Raw genomic sequence first — 22,062 nt, forward strand, 5'->3', positions numbered from 1 at the left:
TACAGGCCTGTATTTTTATTTCTTTGCTATACTTTGCTTTTCTCCCCATAAAAAAATACCTCCAAGTAGATAGTCTATTTTTAATTAATTAGACTGTCTACTTTGGAAGTATCATATCAAATCTCTCTAGTCCTTATCAATTATCTATAATCCTAATTTAATTTTTAATTTTTCTAACATATCCTTAGTCATGGAATCTAAATCATATTTAGGATTCCATCCCCATTCTTCTCTAGCTGCCGTATCATCTAATGAATTTGGCCAAGAATCTGCAATAGATTGTCTCACTGGGTCTACTTCATAGTCTATTTCAAATTCAGGAATTACTTTTTTTATAGATGCAGCAATTTCTTCTGGGTCAAAACTCATAGCTGAAACATTGAAAGCATTTCTATGAATTAGCTTAGATGAGTCTGCCTCCATTAATTGAATTATAGCATCTAATGCATCAGGCATATACATCATATCCATCTTAGTTCCTTTATCTATAAAGCTAGTATATCTCTTATTCTTTAAAGCATCATAATAAATATGTACTGCATAATCTGTAGTACCTCCACCAGGCAAAGTTTCATATGATATTAATCCTGGGAAACGAACGCCTCTAGTATCTACTCCAAATTTTTTATAATAGTAGTCACATAGAAGTTCTCCTGCAACTTTAGTAACTCCATACATCGTATTAGGTCTTTGAATAGTATCTTGTGGTGTTTTATCCTTTGGTGTTGATGGACCAAAAGCTGCTATTGAACTTGGTGTATATACCATACAACTTTCTTCTCTAGCAACTTCAAGAATATTATATAAGCCATTCATGTTTATATCCCAGCATTGTTCAGGATGTTGTTCTCCTACTGCAGATAATATTGCTGCTAAATTAATTATAGTATTAACATCATGTTTCCTAACTACTTCAGAAATTCCTTTAGCATCGTTAATGTTTAATATTTCAAAGGGTCCAGACTCTATTAATTTTTCATGACCTTCTTTAACTCTTCTACTACTAGCGATTACATTATTAGCACCATAAATTTTTCTTAATTCTGTAGTCAATTCTGAACCAATTTGTCCTAAAGCTCCAGTAATTAAAATTTTTCTCATAAAAACACCTCCAATTATAATAAATTCCTTTACAATTCGTTACAATTATATCATATTTCCTTTAATAAAAAAATCTATTTCTTAAATATTAGATAATTAAGATTAAACTTTGGGCTTACAGCCCAAAGTTTAATAGAAACAAACTCCTATACTTTTAGGCCCTAAATGAGCACCAACTACTGGTCCTAATTCATCTATAGAAATATTTATATTAGGAAATTTCTCTTCTAAGATGTGTTCTAATCTATTTGCTTCTTCTTCATTTAAGATATGACAAATACTTATTCTTTCAACATTTTTAGGAATCTTTTCTATTATAGCATTTATCGCTTTATTTTTTCCTCTAACCTTTTCTAACAATTGAAGTTCTCCATCTTTTAGTTCAATTATTGGTTTTATATTTAATAAATTCCCAACCGTAGATTGTACAGAAGAAAGCCTTCCTCCTCTGCCCAAATATTCTAAAGTATCTGTTGTTACATAGATTTTCATTTTATACCTTTTATTTTCTAAATACGCTTCTATCTCTTTAGCCTCTTTTCCTTGCTTAACCATATTTACTGCATCTTCAACTAAAAATTTCAAATTTGAAGCTGCTTGTTCTGAATCAACAATAGTAATCCTTTTATCCCCTAACATATTTTTAGCAAGTATAGCACTATTGTAAGTGCCACTTAATTTAGAAGATAAAAGAATAGCTATTATCTCATCGTATTCTTTTAATGCCTTATTAAATTCACTCAAAAAATCACCAGCAGGTGGTTGTGATGTAGTTGGAAATAAGTTGGTCGTACTAAGTTTTTCAAAGAAGTTCTCAAATTCTCCTGGAAAACCTTCTGTATACATTTTTTCTCCCAAAACATAGCTAAGTGGCACAACTGTTACTTTTTCTTTTTCTACATATTCTTTTCTCATATAACTAGTGCTGTCCGTTATAATTTTTATTCTCGGCATTTAATTACCTCCTTTTATAATAGTTCTGTTCTTAAATATAGCAGAATTATATTATTTCATATTTTTATTTACTTTACAACTATATTATATTCAACTATAAAATAATTAAAATCAATGAAATTATATAAAAATAACTCTCTTTAAACATTAACACTTTTCTTTAATCAGCATAAACTATTATAGAGATCTAAAAAATACTTATCGCAGTTCTCTTACTCTTCACATTATTTTTATACTTAAACTTTAACAATTTATTTTCGGTACTCATGATCCAATGTAAGAGTTTTTGTTCTAAATTTTTATTAGGAGGTGCTATTATGGTAGATAATCAATGTCGTGGTGGATTATTTGGTGGTGAATGTGGTATGGATGATTCATTACTATTCTTCTTCCTATTATTAGTGATTTTATTCTGCAGTTGTGGCGGATTTGGTAGATGCTAAATTTCCCACCAGTCGGGGCTCGCCCCGATTTTTTTATGTTTTCTCATCTTTTTTTATTTATATATCTATCTTTATCTACAACAACCATAAATCTTCATATTTACCCATTGATACCATTGGATGCTCCTATGCCAGCCTTGAGCACTATCTTTATAAATAAAATCGTAGAACATCAAATTAATTTTAGTCCCTCAGTTGTTTTTCATTAAATGCCTTTACTTTTTCTTGTAATAATTTACTATATTTCTTAACATTTTTATTGTTTTAAAAAAATATAAGTTACTTTCCTTCATTTTCTTATTATTTTTCCAACTTTTTTAGGTATCCTTTCTTCATTTCTAAATATATATTTTCTTTAGAGTCTATTTCTTTACATATCTATAATGCTTGATTTTAGTATATTTATGATATATGCTGCTCTGGGTTTAGGAGATCATCGTTTATCAACTCTTTATTTCTGCTTTAGTTGTTGACTAATCTTTTAATGTTGCTCCATATCACTCCTATTCTTTATGTAGTATGGCTGTAAGTCTCCAAATTTATCTATATATCTAAGTTCATGACATATTAACGTTATTATTTGTTCTTTACTCACTTTTTCAATGAAATAATTTTTAATTTCTAAGATATAATCATATCCTGTTATTTCTGAAAATTGTTTATTAATTGACGTATAATTAAGTCTACACTTATCTTTATCAAATTTTTTAGATATAGTTATTATTTCTCCGTTAGCCATTGTTTATTACATTTTTCAAAAATAATTTATCTTAAATATTAACACTTTTCTTCAGCCAGCATAAACTGTTAAAGAGACTTTAAATAAAATTTTTCACCTCTAATCCCTTGTTTTCCATATTATTTTTATACTTAAATATTAACAATTCATTAACATTACTCATATTTTAATATGAGGGTTCTTGTCCACTACCTCTTATTATAAAATATATGGTAAATAACTAATGTAGTGATTGGATTTAGTAGACGCTAAATACAATACAATCGAGGCTTGTCCTCGATTTTTTCTTTATTAATTATTTTTTATTTTCTTTTAGATTAGATACACATTTATTAATCAATTAGTTAAAATAATGTTAACATGAAAATAATATCTTAATTAGCCAGTGATACTGTTGAAATGATTCTAAAAAACTATGTTCATACTGATGATGAAATCATAAAGGCTGTCGAAAAAAATCAATCAAATTTTTGAAGATTTTTTGACGACAGCCTATCAACCTAGTATTTTAACTGAATTAAGTGCTTTTATTTTACAACTATATTATATATTTTTCCCATTACAAATATTTCTTTCACTATTTGTTTTCCTTCTAAATATTTCATTATATTTTCATCAGCTTTTGCTTTTTCCTTTACAATATCTTGACTATCATTAACATTTACCACTATTTTTCCTCTTACTTTTCCATTTATTTGTACTGGTATTTCAACTACTTCATCTTCTGTTTTAGCTTCTTCATATTGAGGCCAAGTTGTTTCATGTAAATATCCAGGTAAGCCAATAGTTTCCCACATCTCTTCTGTTATATGAGGGGCTACAGGATTTAATAATATTAAATAAGTCTTCAAGTCTCCTTTAGTAATTTTTCCAAAGTCATTAAATTCATTTAATAAAGACATTAGGGCAGCAATACCTGTGTTGAATTTTAATGTTTCGAAGTCTTCAGATACTTTCTTAATTGTCTTGTGAATACTTGATTCTAATTCCTTTGTATAGCTATTGCCTTCTGTTAAGATATCTTGAAGTCTCCATACTCTTTCAAGGAATCTTCTACATCCCTTTACACCATTTTCTGACCACGGTACGGATTTTTCAAAGTCTCCAATGAACATTTCATAGGTTCTTAATGTATCTGCACCATAATCTCTTACTATATCATCAGGATTTACTACATTTCCTCTTGATTTTGACATTTTCTCATTATTATCTCCCAATATCATACCATGAGAAGTTCTCTTTGCATAAGGTTCAGGTCCAGGCACTACTCCAATATCGTATAAAAACTTATGCCAAAATCTTGAATATAATAGGTGAAGTGTAGTATGCTCCATTCCACCATTATACCAATCTACCGGTAGCCAATATTCTAATGCTTCTTGAGAAGCAAATTCTTCTTCATTACATGGGTCAATGTATCTAAGGAAATACCAAGAAGACCCTGCCCATTGTGGCATTGTATCAGTTTCTCTATGGCCTTTACCTCCACATTTTGGACATGTAGTTTCTACCCAATCCTTAATATTAGCCAATGGTGACTCACCAGTATCTGTTGGCTCATAGTTCTCTACCTCTGGTAACATAATAGGTAATTCTTTTTCAGGTACTGGCACCCAACCACATTCATCACAATGTACTAGAGGTATTGGCTCACCCCAGTATCTCTGTCTAGAGAATACCCAATCTCTAAGCTTGAAGTTTACTTTTCTAGTTCCAAGACCTTTATCTTCTAGCCATTTAGTAATATATTCTTTTGCTTCCTTTACTTCCATACCATTGATGAAATCAGAGTTTACAACAACTCCTTCTTCTGTATCTGTGTAGGCTTCTTTTTCTACTTCTCCGCCTTTTATTACTTCGATTATAGGAAGATTAAATTTCTTTGCAAATTCCCAGTCACGAGTATCGTGTCCTGGTACTGCCATGATTGCTCCTGTACCATAGCTCATAAGAACATAATCAGAAATCCAAATAGGAATTTCACGGCCTGTAGCAGGATTTATAGCTCTTAAACCTTTTATTTCCACCCCTGTTTTTTCCTTTGATAGTTCAGTTCTTTCAAAGTCTGATTTCTTACTTACCTCATGCTGGTATTCTTTAATTTCTTCTAGATTTTCTATCTCATCTTTATATTTTTCTATTAGAGGATGCTCAGCAGCTATAACCATATATGTTGATCCAAATAGAGTATCAGGTCTAGTAGTGAATACTCTTAACTTATCTTCTTTTCCTGCAATTTGAAACTCTACTTCTGCCCCTTCAGATTTACCAATCCAATTTGTTTGCTGAGCTTTTACTCTTTCAATATAATCTACTTTATCTAGGTCAGATATTAGTCTATCTGCATATTCAGTTATCTTTAACATCCATTGGTTTTTTACTCTTCTTACTACTTCACCGCCACATCTCTCACAGTTTCCTTGGACAACTTCTTCATTTGCTAATCCAATCTTACATGATGGACACCAGTTAATAGGCATTTCTTGCTTATATGCCAAACCTTTTTCAAATAGTTTAAGGAATATCCATTGAGTCCATTTATAATAATGTGGGTCTGTAGTATTTATTTCTCTTAACCAATCAAATGAAAATCCTATTGATTGCAATTGAGCTTTAAATCTTGCAACATTTTGCTCTGTAACTATAGCTGGATGGATTTTATTTTTTATAGCAAAGTTTTCTGTAGGTAATCCAAAAGCATCCCATCCCATTGGAAATAAAACATTGTACCCTTCAAGTCTTCTCTTTCTAGAAACGATATCCAATGCCGTATAAGGTCTTGGATGGCCTACATGCAGTCCATTTGCTGATGGATAAGGGAATTCTACTAATGCATAAAACTTTGGCTTATCAGATTTATTTGATGCTTTAAAAGGTTCTCTTTCTTTCCAAATTTCATGCCATTTTTTTTCAATTTCATTTGGTCTATACTCTCTCATATTCTTTCCTCCTTCATAATGCAATTCTCATAGCAGTAAAGCTCACTTAGCTAGGTCATTTACCGCAGTCTCGCAGCTCAAATCTATTCACTCGCTAACAGTCGTGCAAATTTGGTCCTCACAGACACTCCCAATGATAAATTCTACATTAAGGTTGGTGCTCATTGCGTTTGACCTACTAAAGCTCACTTCGTTCGCTAAGTTAGGTCATAAAAAAACCTTTCATCTCTATAGAGACGAAAGGTAAATTCCGCGGTACCACTCTTATTGATATTTCTATCCACTCAAAATATAACGGCATTTAACCGACTAAGATTACTTTTTCACCTTAGTAACTCAAGGACGAGTTCAGTCTTCATCAATGCTATCTTTCACCAACCGATAGCTCTCTATAATTAATTAGGACTTACTACTTCCCTTCACAGTATTTATTAATTTAAGACCTATTATAACCAATAAATCATTTTAAATCAAGATATTTTTATAATTTATACCTTTACCCTATTGCATTTTATTTAATCTTTTGGAGGATCTCCTTAAGTATAAATATCTTTCCTTGTACTCTTTATAATAAATTCTCGGACTCAAGCCTTAGTTTATAAAAGAATTGTAACCATTGAGGCTGATTATCAACTTCTGGTATTATATTCATTAGGGTACGCTTTCCTATTCTTCTGTCCATAATTGCAAACATTCGTATCATAGGATTAGGGGAATTAATACTTTCTTTTATATCTAAATTTTTATATTCCCCAATAGCATCCGTAATATGGTAAATTTCAAAAAAACCATCATTATTCATCATTTCATTTACCATATCTTCAACCTCTTCATTTTCTTCATTATACAAAGTTTCTTTTCCTGTCCATTTTCTGGTTGGAACTCCCCTCTCCTCTTTTAATACCCTCTCCTTATAAACATAACCCTTTACATAATAATTAAAGGGATTTCCTCTTAAAACCTCCTTCCCATCAACTCTTATGGCAATTCTTCCATAATCATCATGTGCTTTACGATAATGAGTTATAAAATATTGTACTCTTCCCTTTAATGATTCACATATATAATCATTCTCCAATTCTCGTCTTAATCCACTCCATGAATTACCCATTCAATAACCCTCCTATATCAATTTTCTTACTCTCTAAATTCCTATCTTACTTTAAATAGTTAATTATCTATTCAAAAAAAGATTTTAATGTTTCTTTATAACTTGGAATATCAATAATTTCTAATTCTACTTCCTCCCCAAATAAATCTAACATTATTTCTTTCATATGGCAAATCAACTTCCAAGGTGCTAAAACATTTCTTTCCTTAATGAATATATCTACATAATACGGAGATTCTCCTTGGTTATTTTTTATATCTAGTAAACTACCTATTTTATATTTAGGAAATATTTTATAATTGAAATTATTCTTAAATATACTTGTAGGATAATAAAGGATTGTAACTAAATGAAGTTTTGCTCCATTTAAAAACTCCTTATAAGATTCTAAAAATTTATTATACCCCTCATCTTCTTTCTCTATATAAAGATTATTTTCTATATAATATTCCATACAATCTAAGTCCATTAAATCAAAATGAAATACTATATCTTCACCTCTTGAATCCGACGTTATATCAAATTCAACTTCAGTAGGAAATTCAGAAAATCCATATATACCAAACCAATAATTCCAATGACGAATCTTTATATATCTTTTCACTTATACCTCTCCCTGTAAATTATCTTTGAGCTTGTCTTTAATATATTCTTCATAGGATTCATCAATATTTTTAATACATATATCCTCCCATATTTTTAATAGCTTTTCTATTCTTTCATCTATTTCATCATCTTCAATATAAATACCTTCATCAAAACTAGAACTATCTTCTACATATCCATATTTATTTGTATAAGCTAAAGTCCTGGGAACTGTACATGCTGAAATATGTGGGCATGGATTTTCTAAACAATAATCTCCTGGTTTCCCTATACTATATTTACAAAAAGTTGGTACTTTAATTTCACCATCTGTATCAAGTCCACATATTAATTCAAATAAACCAATCCTAAACCATCTATCATCTTTCTCCCAAACCTTACCATCTTCATCTATTACATTGCCTTCTTTATCTACAATATGACCGTATTCATCTATTTTATTTTGATTCATAAATAGTCCTCCCACGTTTTTATTTTAAATGTAATATTTAATTACATCTCTTATATTTTTCCTAATCATTCCATTAAAATAATGTAAACGTCAAATAGATACCTGTTACAGTTATTTAACAGAATATAGATTTATCATGTTTAGCCTGTCTTTTTCTTGACAGAGAACCAAAGTTATCTGTTAATACTATTTAATTAAAAGTCTTTAATTTGAAGTTTCTGATAATATTCCTTTATAGGACTATAGTCAGATATTTGGTTTTCATTAAGTACTAAACATGTTAATTTGTTAAGCTTTTCTAGAGAATTTATGTCATATATTTTATTAGAATTTAACTTTAGCTCTGTTAAATTTTCTAAATTACTAAGGGCACTTATGTCTGAAACCTGATTATTAGATAAATCTAATTTTATTAAATTCGTTAGATTCCGTAAAGGACTTATATCACTTATTTTATTATTATTTAATTTTAACTCTGTTAAATTTACTAAATTTTCAAGAGCACTTATGTCAGAGATTTGATTATCAGATAAATTCAATTTGGTTAAATTTGTTAGATTATGTAAAGGACTTATATCACTTATTTCTGCATTGAACAAATTTAGCTCAGTTAAATTTTCCAAGTTATTTAAAACACTTATATCCTTTAGATTACTTTTGCCTCCAGAAATATAACCCGGTAAATGTAATTTTTGCAAGTTGGATAGGTTGCTTAGAGAACTTATGTCTGCATTCCCATCATAGCCTAAATATAGTTCAGTCAAATTTGGTAGATTACTTAAGAAGTTTATATCGCTAATTTCATAAGAATAGAAGTATAATTCAGTTAAATTGCTTAAATCTCCTAACACATTAATATTTATATGCTCACAATATGAGATATTAAGTATATCCAATTTTGGTAGATTACTTAAAGGGGTTATATCCTCAACTCAGGTACGACTTATATTCAATTGAGTTAAATTCTTTAAGTTATTCAGTGCACTTATGTCACGAATATCATTATTGTAAGATAGATTTAACTTAACTAAGTTAGTTAAATTACTTATACTGCTTATATCTCTAATGCCATTCCATGATAAGTCTAACTCTTCTAAATTGGTTAGATTCTCAATTCCGCTCAAGTCTTTAATATTAGCTGAAGCAATTTCAAGGACAGTAATGTTTTCCAAGTCTGCTTTATGTATTTCACCTGTCATTTTTGATGTTTTTTTTCTGATTGCTTGCTCCAAATGAGGATCCGAAAAAGTAATGAAATCACTATTGTGATTATTTTTTGCACTATTAGAATTTTGAGTTAATTGATTGGCTCTATCTTGGTTATAATGCACACCTAGCCATATTATACAAATGCAAGCTATAATAACAGTAAGATATTTTTTCATTTAAAAACCCTACCTAGATTAAAAGCTTAAGGCATATATCTTAAAATTATAAAATACATGATACTTACATTAAAATAATCTCTTTTGCAATAATATATCCACACATCCATAAGGACGCTGTTAAATAAAATACTCTGTACTCCTTCTCTTTTAAGTAATCCTCTAATTCCTTAATGTTACTTACTTCAATTGTTGGAAATCCATATTTTAGAACTTCTGAAATCCTATTAACTTTCTCTAATAAAAAGCATTCTATTGTGACTTGATAAATCTCTAAAATAATATTATTCAAAAGAACGTTTTCAAAAACATGAGCAAGTAGCCCTTGAAATCTAATAACTACTTCTTCGTCATAACTCTTTGTATTTATTTGTAAAATCTGTTTTTCAAAGTCAACCATATAAGAAATAATTATATTATCATGTACTAACCCATATTCTTTAATAATATTATTTTTCACTTTTCAAATCCCTCTTTCTTCTATGCCACTCATTCCAAAATGCTATATATCCATTTCTTTCAAATTCATCTTCTGGAATATTTTTAGACAAAGATTCCTTATAAAAATTTTCCACCATATTAGCAAAATGCAATACTTCTTCCTTATACTGAAGATAATAAGCAAATACAGTATTTCCTTTTTCAGTAATAAGCCTAACCATACCATCTTCATGTAGAACAGTCCAATCAATTCCATTATCACATCCTATGATTTCTACCTCATGTAAAGTTTCATTGGGAACCATAGAATGTCCACAGCAAGGTAACATATGCTCTCCTTTTGCTAACAAATGGTCTTCAGATAAGGTCTTTAACATTCTAAGAGCTGCTGCACTAATAGTACATGAATAGGATAATTCTTCTCCTATAGTAACTATTATATCTCCATGAAGACATAAATCATTAGGATCATCCTTGGTTTCATTTATCCAATAAAGATTGTTTACTTTTATTTTGAAATTTTGATAATCTAACGTAAAAATACTATCATGAAATTCCTTCCATACATCAGTAAGATATTCTTCCTTTAGAGCAAAAACATAAATTCCTCTATCATCATATAAATGAAAAATGCATCCACTATTAATATCCATAGCAAAAATAGATGAACAAAAATCTATTTCTCCACCTATATCTGATAAAATTATCTCTCTAAATAATTTCTGTATATTTATTTCTTTCACATGATATAAATGTCTTATACAGGTATAGATTTCATTATCTTGATGTATTGATAAATCATCCTTACGTATAGGATATTGCCATTTTAACTCATATGTATCATATTTAGATATATGAGTTAGAGTACTTTCTAAAAACTCCTTCTCTATTTCATCATCTTGTCCAAATAAATTATCGTAAACAACTAAAAGATTATCACTATAATTTATAAATCTATATATTTCTGTAGCTTTCTGAAGACACTCTTCTACACATGTTTCATTTAAGCTCCCATCTTCCAGATACTGATACCTTTTACTTAACTCATCAATATGAAGCATATATTTATGAGTTAGTCTATTTAAAGTCTTGTCTTCTACTCCATATTGTTCTAAAATATTTTTTAAAATATCATTTAGTCTTTCTTGTGTTTTCAATTTCTATTCACCTACCTTTTATTGTTCCTCAATTTTTAATAACAAGACAAACACCTGTATTTTCTAAAATGAATAAAACATCTTCTTTGCTCATCATAGATAAGTTTATCTCCTTTTTCGTAGGTTTAAAATAATGTTCTGTAAAATAATCTATTTCATCATTAACTATTAATAAATGCTCTAATGGTATATTACTTAATTTGGGCATTATGGTATAATGCTTTGAATAATCACCTCCAAGATAAATACTCCATATCTCTATCTCAGTATGAGGTTGCATATATTTAAATAGATAATTCTTAAAATTTTCTATGCAGGAAGCTTCTTCCGTCAACCCAACATCATGACAATACTTTTTAGTAATTAAATTAGATACTTCTACATTATCCTTTGAACAATAGCAATTTATTACTGAAAAACCTTGTAAAAAGCCGATTGTAGTTTTAGAAACAAAAACTTTTTTGAACTGTCTCATATCCATCTCTGGTAGTGGAAAATCATAGGCTAATAAATGTATTACACTCAAATCATATCACCTCATTTTCCATTTATTACTCATAATTAAAATTTGTTTAACATGATTTTAACTAAAAACATAAAAACCATATTTATGATAAAGCTTCAAACCATTAGATTATTAATGGTTTCTATGCTTGTCATTATTATATCATATTCTCTTCAAGAGAGTTCCAAAGGAAATTATGATTTTTATTATCTGGGAGATAATTCTCCAAAATAGTTAGTGATAAAATAATAAAGAGAGGATTATATAATACATAATAGATAGACGTAAATTTATGAATTAAAGTATATTTATTTATATCTTATATTAATTTTCCAAAATATTAAAAACAAGACCCTAAGAATATAAATCTTTCCTAGGATCTTGTTTTTTAAAATTCTGCAGATTTTACTGTTCTAGGGAATGGGATTACATCCCTAATATTTGACATACCAGTCATATACATAATTGCTCTTTCAAAACCAAGGCCATATCCAGCATGTTTAGTTCCACCATATTTTCTTAATTCTAAATACCACCAGTAATCTTCTGGATCCATTCCATTCTCAATTATCTTTTGTTCTAATACATCTAATCTTTCTTCCCTTTGGCTGCCACCAATAATTTCCCCTACACCTGGAACTAATAAATCCATAGCAGCTACAGTTTTATTGTCTTCATTCATCCTCATGTAAAATGCTTTTATTTCCTTTGGATAGTTTATAACAAATACAGGCTTTTTAAACACTTTTTCTGAAATATATCTTTCATGTTCTGTTTGTAAATCTACACCCCATTCTACTGGGTATTGGAATTCTTCTCCTGATTTTTGAAGTAACTCAACAGCTTCTGTGTAAGTTATACAACCAAAATCAGAATTTACTACATTCTCTAATCTTTCAATTAAACCTTTATCAATAAAGGAATTGAAAAATTCCATTTCTTCCTTTGCATTTTCCATAACGTATTTAATAATAAATTTCATCATATCTTCTGCTAATTGCATATTATCTTGTAAGTCAGCAAAAGCTATTTCTGGCTCAATCATCCAAAATTCTGCTGCATGTCTAGCCGTATTTGAGTTTTCTGCTCTAAAAGTTGGCCCAAAAGTATATACGTTTTTATAAGATAAAGCAAAAGCTTCAGCCTCTAGTTGACCACTTACTGTTAAATTAGTTTCTTTACCAAAGAAGTCTTTAGTAAAATCTATTTCTTTCTCATTTGTATAGGGAATATTGTGCAAATCCAATGTTGTCAATCTAAACATTTCCCCAGCACCTTCAGCATCACTAGCAGTAATTATTGGAGTATGAACATATACAAATCCTCTTTCTTGGAAAAACTTGTGTATTGCATAAGCTGTTAAAGATCTTACTCTAAATACAGCATTGAAAGTGTTGCTTCTAGGTCTTAAATGAGCAATTGTTCTCATATATTCAAATGTATGTCTTTTCTTTTGTAATGGATAATCTGCAGTTGAATATCCTTCAATTTCAATTTCACTAGCCTTTACTTCAAAAGGTTGTTTAGCTTCTGGTGTTGGTATTAGTGTACCTTTTACCTTTATTGATGAACTAAGTGGCAATTTTTCTATTTCCTTAAAATTCTCCAATCCTTCTTCAAAAACTATTTGAATATTTTTAAAGAATGTTCCATCATTTAATTCTATAAATCCAAAAGTCTTTGATGATCTTGATGTTCTAATCCATCCTTCCAATTCAATTTGTTGATTTAAATATTTATCCGTGTCATTGTAGATACTCTTAATAGTAGTTTTCATAATACTCTCCTTTCTTTTTTATCAAAAAATATAAAAAAACCTTCATCCAAAAGGACGAAAGTTTAACTTCCGCGGTACCACCCTAATTGCTAATGCCACTTTAACACACAATAATGTGTTTCACAGGTAACGGTGTGATTCCGTCTAAGTCTACTCTCTTAATGATTTCGATTAGAAACTCAAGGATGTTCTTCAATATAAGTCTCGTACCTATGTCTCACTATCATAGGCTCCCTTTGACTACCTCTTATATCTACTCTTCCTATCAAAGTTTTCTTATAACCAATAGGAAAGCTCTGCTTTGATGTATTTTACTTAATGAACTTTCCGTAAATGAGTTTCAAGAAAAGTTACCTTTAACTCTTTGATATATGCTTTTCTTACTTTTATATAATTATAGTTATTTTACTTGGAGTTGTCAATAAATTTAGCTAATCTTTCTTTTATTTCTTTATTATATCCATTTTACTAAATTTATACCATAAAATAATTCCTTATAAAACGGCGTTCTTGAAAAATACTATTTTATCTTAGCTTCTGCTCTTCTTCTATATAATCCAACTCTTCTTTGAATACTTCTCTTGCATTTTCTATTTTTATAGGATCCTGAGTTTTAAGTGCAGATTCAAATTTTACAATTATATAATCTAACTGCTTTCTCGTATCTCCTACACTCTCCTCATACATTCGTTCACTTTTGAATAAAAGAAGTTTATTTTTTTCCTGTTCTCTAGGAGGAATCTTCAAGTAACTTATTTCTTCCATTCGCTTCTCTATCATTTCATCAGTCATATCATTATTTTTGTTTTTAATAATTTGTTTGACTTTATTTCCTATAGAATTTACTTTAACTTCTACTTCCAATATAGAATTAATATCATAAGTGTATGTTACATCTATACTTTCTTCACCTGCCAAAGCTAAGGGAACTTCTACAAATAACTCTCCCAAAGATATATTATTCTTTGCAAATCTACTCTCCCCTTGAAGTATATTTATTCTTATTTTACTTTGATTATCATATACCGTATATAGAGTTTGAGTTCTACTTGCAGGAATTACAGTATTTCTATCTATTATTGGACAAAAATAACCTGCTTCTTTTCTATTATTTTCCCTTTCCATAACAACTTCTGTTCCTAAAGTATATGGACAAACATCTGTTAAAATTACTTCTTTTATATATTGGTTTCTTTCTTTCAAAGCAGCTTGAATTGCTGCACCTAGAGATACTGCTTCATCAGGGTTAATTGATGTATTTGGAAACCTTCCAAAAAGCTTATTTACAAACTTTCTTACAATAGGAAGTTTTGTAGAGCCTCCTACAAGTATTACATCATCTATTTGAGATAATCTCAGATTTGTATCATTTAAACTTCTCTTTATAGGATTTCTAATTTTTTCTAAAAGAGGTTCACACGCCTCTTCATAATCATCAATATCTATTTGAAATTCAATTCGTTCATCATTTATAATACAGTTCATAGAAGATATTTTACTATCTGAAAATCCTCTTTTACATTTCTCTGCTTGGTCCAATATATGTGATAAAGTCTTTGAATCTAGAGACTCTATATCTATTTTGTTTTTTTTGATAAATAGCTCAACTAGAATTTGAGTAAAATCTTCTCCGCCTAAATAATTGTCACCAGCAACTGCTCTAACTTCAAGTATATTATTGAAAAGTTCTAAAATGGAGACATCAAATGTACCTCCACCTAAATCAAATACTAAAATTTTAGCATCAGCTTTTTTTTGATACAATCCATAAGCTATAGCTGCGGCTGTAGGCTCACTTATAATACGTTCTACTCTAAATCCAGCCATTTCTCCTGCTTTTTTAGTTGATTTTCTCTGTTCATCGTTGAAATATGCAGGAACACTTATTACTGCTTCTTCTATTTTTTCACCAAGAAAATGTTCTGCATCTTCTTTTAAATATTTCAATATAAATGATGATAACTCTTCAGCATTAAATTCATTTTTCCCTAGTTTAAAAACTTTCTGACTTCCCATATCTCTTTTAAAAACCTGTGCTGTACTGTCATAGTAAATTGCACTTCTTTCTAGTGCAGTTTCACCTACATATATATTAGAATTTTCATCTATACTAACAACAGATGGTGTTATGTTTTTCCCTAAACGATTGGGAATTATTTTCGCACCATCTTCTGTAAAATATGACACTGAACTGTTTGTTGTTCCTAAATCTATTCCTATTATCATGCTATTCTCCCCTTATTTTTTAGATGCTAATCTTTTAACTGCAATATACGCATAAAGGTACTCTGGCTCATATTCTAATACTATATTATAATACTTCAATGCTTCTTCTATATCTCCTTTGGCTTCTGCTAACATACCCATTAAAGCAAATTTTTCATAACATTTTCCATATGGACAGCCTTTACATTTTTTGTATTTATCCATTTGAGCAATATAGTGTTCGGCATTTTTAATATAGCCCATATTTATATATGCCCTTGTTATATTGTGTAGTCTAGCAGGCAGATATCCATCATCTGTAAAATATTCTTTTTCATCGCCTATATCTTTAATACAATACTCTATTGACTTTTTAAAATAACTTTCTTTTTTAAATCCTAAAAATTTATATACCATTCCTATATGAAAATATATAATAAATAGATTTTCATAATCTGTTTTATCTACATCTTTTAATGCTTTTTTATAATAATGCAGAGCTTTTATATATTTATTTTGATATAAATAGAATTTACCTAAATCAAGGTAGGCATCGGTATTATTTTTACCTTTACAAATTGCATCTTCATAATAATATTTTGCCTTCGACAAATCACCTTTAAGTCTATATAAATCTCCCTTTGTACGCTTGATTTCATTTATATCTGCATTTTCTACATTTTCCATATGTTCGCTGCATATTTTAATTCCTTCATCATATTTACCCATTACTACATATAACTCACTCAAACTTTCATAAAAAACATCCTTATTAGGAAACCTTTCCAATCCCTTTTTTAAATATTCTTCAGCTTTATCATATTGTTCCAATATCCTATAAGTCTTTGCTATATTATTAAAGGGCAGAGGTGTTTCTTCATAATCCATACATTCCATAGATTTGAGATAATACTCCAGAGCTTTCTCATACTCCCCTAAATTGTGATAATTAAATCCCAAGTTATTGTATGGAAACGGATTTGCAGGGTCTAACTCAATTGATTTTAAATAATTATCTATACCTTCTTGAGTTCTTCCAAGTCTTGAAAGGGTGAGTCCCTTTGAAAGATAGTTGTATCCCGTTTCTTTTATCTCAATTAGTTTATCCCTATATTTTAAAGCTTCATTGTAATAGTTTCTTTTTTCATCTCCCGTTGAGCATTGTGCCTTTTCCTCTAACATACTGGCAATTGCAGAGTAGGCTTCTGTACGTTCAGGATTAATATCCAGAAGTTTATTATAATATTCTATGGCTTCGTCTAAATTACGCTTCCCCTCATGAGCTGCTGCTAAACGATAAATAATTTTTTCATCATTAGGATATTCATTATCAAGCTCTGTAAATATATTTATTGCTTCATCATATTCTTCCAGTTCGTGATGTATATATCCTTTGTAAAATACAAATTCAATTTTTTGAGTTAGTTTAACAGCTTCATTCATAGCATTAAGTGCATCTTGAAATTCATACATAGCTACACATACATCTGCTTCCGCATATAAAATATCCAAATAAAATTCTTCTTTGTAGTCATTTTTTACATGCTCATCTTTTAAATCCAACACCAATTTATATGCCTGTTCCCTTACCTCCACTATAGTTTCAAGGGTTTGCCTTAAAGCTTTAACTTTATACAGCCTTATTTCTTCATTATTTATATCATTGTCTTCAGCCCTTTTTATAATATCTAAACAATCTTCGTATTTGCCAAATAGATGGAATGTCTTTATTGCTAGAAGATATGGCATATAATATCCTGACTCTATGTTTATAGCATTGTAATAATCATCAATTACATCCTGATACCTTTCCATATTGTAATAAGCTTCCTGTCTGAACAAATATGCCGGATAATAATCTGATGCCCTTTTAATTATTTCATCACATATATCTATACATTCTTCATTATTTTCATATCTTAAAAATGTCTGTGCTTTATAATTCATATATAGTAGTTTGTTGTTTTCATCTTTTTCATTTTGAATTGCCTTTTCTAAATAACTTAAAACTTCTTTCAAATTTTCTTCGTTTTGTTCTTTTATGTTTGAAAGAGTTATTGCAATTGTATAATATGAATATCCAAAGTTTCTTAATCTCTTTGCTGTCTCTTCACTTCCATCATCTTCTATTTTTTCTAAATCATCTACCCAAGCTAGTAAAAGGGGATATGCTTTTTCATAATTGTTGACAGATAAATATGTCCTTCCCATTAAATTGTTATATAATGGTTTGTTATCTTCAGGAATGTCTACACCTTCTAAAAGATTTATGGTATCGTCAAATTTATGATTTTGATAAAAGCACCATCCTAATTCCACTAATGCTTCAAAGTCATCAGGATTTTCATCGAGTTGCTCCTTATAACTTTCTATCAAATATTCATTTGCTTTCATCATTTCATTTGAAGCATTTTGGTCACCAGAAAAAACATATAACATATCAAGGAACCATTCTTTTGCTTTAAAATATTCCTTTTCTGCTAAAAAACATTTACCTAATCCTAGTTTCGCACTATAGTGATTTGGAGTTCTTTCAATGAGTTTTTCATAATATTCTTTTGCTCTGGAGATTTCACCTATCTGGAAAGAGACTTCTCCTACGTATAAGGTAATATAGTCGGAATTAGGATATTTATTTCCCAATTCTATTATAATTTCTTCTGCATATTTATCCTTTCCTAATTTTAAATAATGTCTAACAACTTCTACATCTTCATAGGGATGATAAATTGCATTATTTTTCATTATTTCAATTTCTTTTTCTATACCCTCTAGCTCATTATAATCTAGCATATCTTTTACTCTAAAATAATGCCTTATATAATCATCATATTCTCCCAGTTCAGGACCTTCAAATAGATAGAAATCCAAAAAATCCTCATAAAAAATAGAATTGCATACGAAATCTATGAAATTTTTAGGGAATTTTTCGTAAAGTTTTTCTCTATCCTCTGTAATATCAAATCGTTCATCTATTAATGTCCATACTTTATGGGGCAGATAGTAATTATCCATAAAAAAAGCAAGTAACCTTTCTTGAACAATCTCTACTGTGTCTAAACCTATACAAATATCATCACTTAAAAGCTCTCTCCATTTATCCAGAGATATTCTGTCTGGAAAATCAAAGTATTTTTCTTCTGCTTTTTTCATCCACTTTCCTATATCATCTAAGTCATCAAATTCTATAAATGCTTGTTCTTTCTTTAGTTCTTGTATATGTATAATTGCATCTTCATATGCTTTTCTAAGTTCCTTAAATCCTTCTGGATCATCTTCTGGATTTACATTAACAAGTTTTTCTCTATATGCAGATTTAACTAAATCTTCATCCTCAGTTTTATCGATTCCTAGTATATTCCAAAATTTTTCCATTGTTCTTTTCGCCCCTTTATATAGTTTTATATTTCTATTATATCTGATGAAGATTTTCATATGATTTGTCACAGGGAAATTCTTCATATAACATATATCGGAGTTTTTAACAAAAAATAAAGATGCAAAATAGTTCTTTATAAGAATTTAACTATCAACAGTTGATCTTAATATTAATTTATATACTTATCTATTTTATAAATTTAAAATTAGCTGATAATTCTGTTTATTATAATTCTTTACCATAAGATAATAGTCTTTTCTTTATTTCTTTTTCATATCCATTTTCTGTTGGTTCATAGTATTTCTTTCCTATAAATTCAGTAGGCAAATATTGTTGTGGAATAAAAGCATTTTCATAATCATGAGGATATTTATATCCTATGCCATGACCTAAATTCTTTGCTCCAGGATAATGGCCATCCCTCAGATGTGTAGGTACCTTGCCTATTTCTTTGCTTCTTATATCCTCTAGGGCTTTATCAATACCGATATATGCTGCATTGCTCTTTGGAGCAGTAGCTACATAGACTGCTGCTTGTGCTAAAGGGATTCTTCCTTCTGGCATACCTATTACATTTACTGCATTGAAGGCAGATACTGCAATATTTAAAGCATTGGGATCTGCATTCCCTACATCTTCCGATGCACAGATTATAATTCTTCTAGCAATAAACTTAGGATCTTCTCCTGCATTTATCATTTTTGCTAACCAATACAAAGTAGCGTCTGGATCAGAACCTCTCATACTTTTAATAAAAGCAGATATGGTGTCATAATGTTCATCACCGTCTTTATCATATCTAGCTGTTTTTATTTGTATAGATGATTTTATTGTGTTCAAATCAATTTGGACTATTCCATTTTCGTCCTTTGAAGTAGAGAGAACTCCAATTTCTAATGAATTTAAAGCCATTCTTCCATCACCATCAGCTATAGTAATTAAATAGTCTATGGCTTCTTTATCTATATCTACTTTATATTCTCCTAATCCTTTTTCTTTGTTAGATAGACCGTTTTCAATTATCTTACGTAAATCTTCTTTTGTTAGACATTCTAATCTTAATACCATAGCTCTAGAAAGTAATGCCTTATTTACTTCAAAATAAGGATTTTCTGTAGTGGCACCTATTAAAATAATTATTCCTCTTTCTACAAAGGGAAGTAAGGCATCTTGCTGTGATTTGTTAAACCTATGGATCTCATCAATAAACAATACTGTTCTTTTATTGTATAATTTTAAATTTTCTTCTGCCCTCTCCATTACTTCTCTAATATCTTTAACTCCAGAGGTTACAGCAGATAATTTTTCAAATATCATATTGGTAGTATTAGCTATTATCATGGCTAAAGTAGTTTTTCCTGTCCCAGGAGGACCATATAAAATCATTGAGTTTAGCCTATCTGCTTTTATTGCTCTATTTAAAAATTTCCCTTCTCCCAAAAGATGATTTTGACCTACAAACTCTTCTATAGTTTGTGGTCTCATTCTATCTGCTAAAGGTGCATTTTTTTCTAATTGTTTTTCCATATTCATGGTAAATAAATCCATTTAATCACCTATCTTGTTTATTCATATATTATCTTTTATATTATCTTAGAATAAAGCATTAGTCAATCTGACTATCAGTTCTTTCATCGATTCATATTTCCAAAAATAGATTTAGGTTACCAATATCTTTTATTCATTAAAATTTCAAGTTTTTACTAATTACCTTTGATAAATTTTCATTAATAAACAAACAGGCTTTAAGAAGTTTAGTTCCCAAAGCCTGTTTGTTTTAATTATCCTATATAATTATTCTAAAATTATTTTTTCAATAAATTCAGAAGTCATTGCCCTAAGTATGCTTACGTAAGTCATTTTAAATTCAACTATATCTCCAACCTTATAGTCTATATTACTGTCACTACCATCTAATATTAAGTGATCACTGCTTCCTCCAAGGATAATAATTCCTTCATCTATAGGATGTATATTATCAAAATCTATATCTTGTTTTCCAACAGCACATAGAATTCTTTTACGAACTCCTCTATCTACAAAAGTAGGTGTATTACCAAAAGCATCTTTTCCTATTTCTCCTGTAGGAACTGAAGGTTTTTCCTTTAGTTCAATAATTTCAGCCTGTAACTTAAATCCTCCCGCATCTGTACCCAATATTTGCTTACCATAAGCAGCTTCTCTGCCAAGAATTAAAGATTCACCTAATCTTAAATTATTTATAACTTCTATGCCTTCATCTTTTGTCAATAAATGAATACTACTTGAGTTACCTCCAGATACAATCTCTAATCTTATTTTATATTTTTCTTCTATGTCCTCTGCTAAAGATGATAGTCTATTTAAAATTTCTTTATTCGGAATAACACCACCATAGCAAGTTAAATTGGTTCCTATTCCTGCTAACCTAACACCTTTTAATTCTAATATTTTCTCAATACTTTGAAATAAGCTTTCATCACTATAATATCCTTCTCTTAAATCTCCTAAGTCTACCATTAGAATAATTTTATGAACTTTACCTTTCTCCACAGCCTTTTCTGACAATGATATTATTGTTTCAATTTCTGAATTAAGGGATATATCTGCATATTCCACTACTTTCTCTACTTCGGATTTCATTGGTAACCTTAACATTATCTTAGGTATTTGAAAATCTTTAAGTCTTATTAAGTTTTCAATTCTAGAATCTGCTAAATAGCTAACTCCTCCATCTACATATGCTTGAGCAATTTTAGGATTACCACAGAATACTTTAGTAACACCGGCTACTTTAATATCATGTTTATTACATAAACTGACTACAGTCTTAACATTATTTCTTATTATATTTAAATCTATTGTCATCCTTGGGTAACTCAAATTCATC

At 29.4% G+C, this 22,062-nt stretch carries 18 protein-coding genes and 2 other annotated features; of the genes, 1 reads left to right on the plus strand and 17 read right to left on the minus strand.

Annotation, left to right across the window (positions count from 1 at the left end):
* Positions 1-144 precede the first annotated feature (144 nt).
* Together KQI42_RS08965 and KQI42_RS08970 are read right to left on the minus strand one after the other, a co-directional pair.
* Complete coding sequence (locus tag KQI42_RS08965; RefSeq protein WP_216518996.1) at positions 145-1,101, minus strand: L-threonine 3-dehydrogenase; 957 nt, start codon at positions 1,099-1,101, stop codon at positions 145-147.
* Positions 1,102-1,230: 129 nt separating this feature from the next.
* Positions 1,231-2,055, minus strand: coding sequence for a DegV family protein (locus tag KQI42_RS08970; protein WP_216518998.1), 825 nt, complete (start codon positions 2,053-2,055; stop codon positions 1,231-1,233).
* Between the two features lie 317 nt (positions 2,056-2,372).
* Here KQI42_RS08970 and KQI42_RS21335 point away from each other — a divergent pair, with 317 nt between their 5' ends.
* Complete coding sequence (locus KQI42_RS21335) at positions 2,373-2,498, plus strand: hypothetical protein (protein WP_281420384.1); 126 nt, start codon at positions 2,373-2,375, stop codon at positions 2,496-2,498.
* Positions 2,499-2,979: 481 nt separating this feature from the next.
* On the opposite strand, the gene KQI42_RS08975 is transcribed toward KQI42_RS21335, so the two are convergent.
* The 15 genes from KQI42_RS08975 to orr all read right to left on the minus strand — a co-directional run bounded on the left by KQI42_RS08975 (position 2,980) and on the right by orr (position 22,061).
* Entirely contained in the window at positions 2,980-3,237 is a 258-nt protein-coding gene (locus KQI42_RS08975; protein WP_216519000.1) for a putative metallopeptidase, read from the minus strand.
* 527 nt (positions 3,238-3,764) lie between these two features.
* Positions 3,765-6,176 (minus strand): leucine--tRNA ligase, encoded by a 2,412-nt coding sequence (gene leuS / locus KQI42_RS08980; RefSeq protein ID WP_216519002.1) that lies wholly within the window; start codon positions 6,174-6,176, stop codon positions 3,765-3,767.
* Positions 6,177-6,405: 229 nt separating this feature from the next.
* Positions 6,406-6,608, minus strand: a binding site (T-box leader).
* 133 nt (positions 6,609-6,741) lie between these two features.
* Entirely contained in the window at positions 6,742-7,287 is a 546-nt protein-coding gene (locus KQI42_RS08985) for an SF0329 family protein (protein WP_216519004.1), read from the minus strand.
* Positions 7,288-7,354: 67 nt separating this feature from the next.
* Complete coding sequence (locus tag KQI42_RS08990) at positions 7,355-7,891, minus strand: hypothetical protein (RefSeq protein ID WP_216519006.1); 537 nt, start codon at positions 7,889-7,891, stop codon at positions 7,355-7,357.
* Entirely contained in the window at positions 7,892-8,344 is a 453-nt protein-coding gene (locus KQI42_RS08995) for a hypothetical protein (protein WP_216519008.1), read from the minus strand.
* A gap of 194 nt (positions 8,345-8,538) precedes the next feature.
* Complete coding sequence (locus KQI42_RS09000; protein WP_216519010.1) at positions 8,539-9,240, minus strand: leucine-rich repeat domain-containing protein; 702 nt, start codon at positions 9,238-9,240, stop codon at positions 8,539-8,541.
* Between the two features lie 36 nt (positions 9,241-9,276).
* Entirely contained in the window at positions 9,277-9,729 is a 453-nt protein-coding gene (locus KQI42_RS09005) for a leucine-rich repeat domain-containing protein (RefSeq protein WP_216519012.1), read from the minus strand.
* Between the two features lie 64 nt (positions 9,730-9,793).
* A complete protein-coding gene (locus KQI42_RS09010; protein WP_216519014.1) occupies positions 9,794-10,189 on the minus strand; it encodes a hypothetical protein in 396 nt (131 codons plus the stop codon).
* A complete protein-coding gene (locus tag KQI42_RS09015) occupies positions 10,179-11,327 on the minus strand; it encodes a DUF3885 domain-containing protein (RefSeq protein WP_216519016.1) in 1,149 nt (382 codons plus the stop codon). The genes KQI42_RS09010 and KQI42_RS09015 overlap by 11 nt, the downstream gene beginning before the upstream one ends.
* Before the next feature lie 28 nt (positions 11,328-11,355).
* Positions 11,356-11,853, minus strand: coding sequence for a hypothetical protein (locus KQI42_RS09020; protein WP_216519018.1), 498 nt, complete (start codon positions 11,851-11,853; stop codon positions 11,356-11,358).
* Between the two features lie 367 nt (positions 11,854-12,220).
* Positions 12,221-13,609 (minus strand): asparagine--tRNA ligase, encoded by a 1,389-nt coding sequence (gene asnS / locus KQI42_RS09025; RefSeq protein ID WP_246566319.1) that lies wholly within the window; start codon positions 13,607-13,609, stop codon positions 12,221-12,223.
* A 47-nt stretch (positions 13,610-13,656) separates the two neighbouring features.
* Positions 13,657-13,887 (minus strand) — a binding site (T-box leader).
* Between the two features lie 247 nt (positions 13,888-14,134).
* Positions 14,135-15,835, minus strand: a complete 1,701-nt coding sequence (locus KQI42_RS09030; RefSeq protein WP_216519020.1) for an Hsp70 family protein — start codon at positions 15,833-15,835, stop codon at positions 14,135-14,137.
* A gap of 12 nt (positions 15,836-15,847) precedes the next feature.
* The gene (locus KQI42_RS09035) at positions 15,848-19,189 is read right to left on the minus strand and encodes a tetratricopeptide repeat protein (protein WP_216519022.1); all 3,342 of its coding nucleotides are present in this window, start codon (positions 19,187-19,189) and stop codon (positions 15,848-15,850) included.
* 229 nt (positions 19,190-19,418) lie between these two features.
* Complete coding sequence (locus KQI42_RS09040) at positions 19,419-20,741, minus strand: replication-associated recombination protein A (protein WP_216519024.1); 1,323 nt, start codon at positions 20,739-20,741, stop codon at positions 19,419-19,421.
* 246 nt (positions 20,742-20,987) lie between these two features.
* Positions 20,988-22,061, minus strand: coding sequence for an ornithine racemase Orr (gene orr / locus KQI42_RS09045; protein WP_281420388.1), 1,074 nt, complete (start codon positions 22,059-22,061; stop codon positions 20,988-20,990).
* Position 22,062 lies beyond the last annotated feature (1 nt).

It is taken from the genome of Tissierella simiarum (genome assembly GCF_018917865.1).
Classification (GTDB): Bacteria; Bacillota; Clostridia; order Tissierellales; family Tissierellaceae; genus Tissierella_C; species Tissierella_C simiarum.

What these genes read in the sequence shown, in the direction of transcription:
- KQI42_RS08965 (WP_216518996.1), bottom strand. Translation starts at nt 1,101, where the DNA reads ATGAGAAAAATTTTAATTACTGGAGCTTTAGGACAAATTGGTTCAGAA.
- KQI42_RS08970 (WP_216518998.1), bottom strand. Translation starts at nt 2,055, where the DNA reads ATGCCGAGAATAAAAATTATAACGGACAGCACTAGTTATATGAGAAAA.
- KQI42_RS21335 (WP_281420384.1), top strand. Translation starts at nt 2,373, where the DNA reads ATGGTAGATAATCAATGTCGTGGTGGATTATTTGGTGGTGAATGTGGT.
- KQI42_RS08975 (WP_216519000.1), bottom strand. Translation starts at nt 3,237, where the DNA reads ATGGCTAACGGAGAAATAATAACTATATCTAAAAAATTTGATAAAGAT.
- leuS (WP_216519002.1), bottom strand. Translation starts at nt 6,176, where the DNA reads ATGAGAGAGTATAGACCAAATGAAATTGAAAAAAAATGGCATGAAATT.
- KQI42_RS08985 (WP_216519004.1), bottom strand. Translation starts at nt 7,287, where the DNA reads ATGGGTAATTCATGGAGTGGATTAAGACGAGAATTGGAGAATGATTAT.
- KQI42_RS08995 (WP_216519008.1), bottom strand. Translation starts at nt 8,344, where the DNA reads ATGAATCAAAATAAAATAGATGAATACGGTCATATTGTAGATAAAGAA.
- KQI42_RS09005 (WP_216519012.1), bottom strand. Translation starts at nt 9,729, where the DNA reads ATGAAAAAATATCTTACTGTTATTATAGCTTGCATTTGTATAATATGG.
- asnS (WP_246566319.1), bottom strand. Translation starts at nt 13,609, where the DNA reads ATGAAAACTACTATTAAGAGTATCTACAATGACACGGATAAATATTTA.
- KQI42_RS09030 (WP_216519020.1), bottom strand. Translation starts at nt 15,835, where the DNA reads ATGATAATAGGAATAGATTTAGGAACAACAAACAGTTCAGTGTCATAT.
- KQI42_RS09035 (WP_216519022.1), bottom strand. Translation starts at nt 19,189, where the DNA reads ATGGAAAAATTTTGGAATATACTAGGAATCGATAAAACTGAGGATGAA.
- KQI42_RS09040 (WP_216519024.1), bottom strand. Translation starts at nt 20,741, where the DNA reads ATGGATTTATTTACCATGAATATGGAAAAACAATTAGAAAAAAATGCA.
- orr (WP_281420388.1), bottom strand. Translation starts at nt 22,061, where the DNA reads ATGAATTTGAGTTACCCAAGGATGACAATAGATTTAAATATAATAAGA.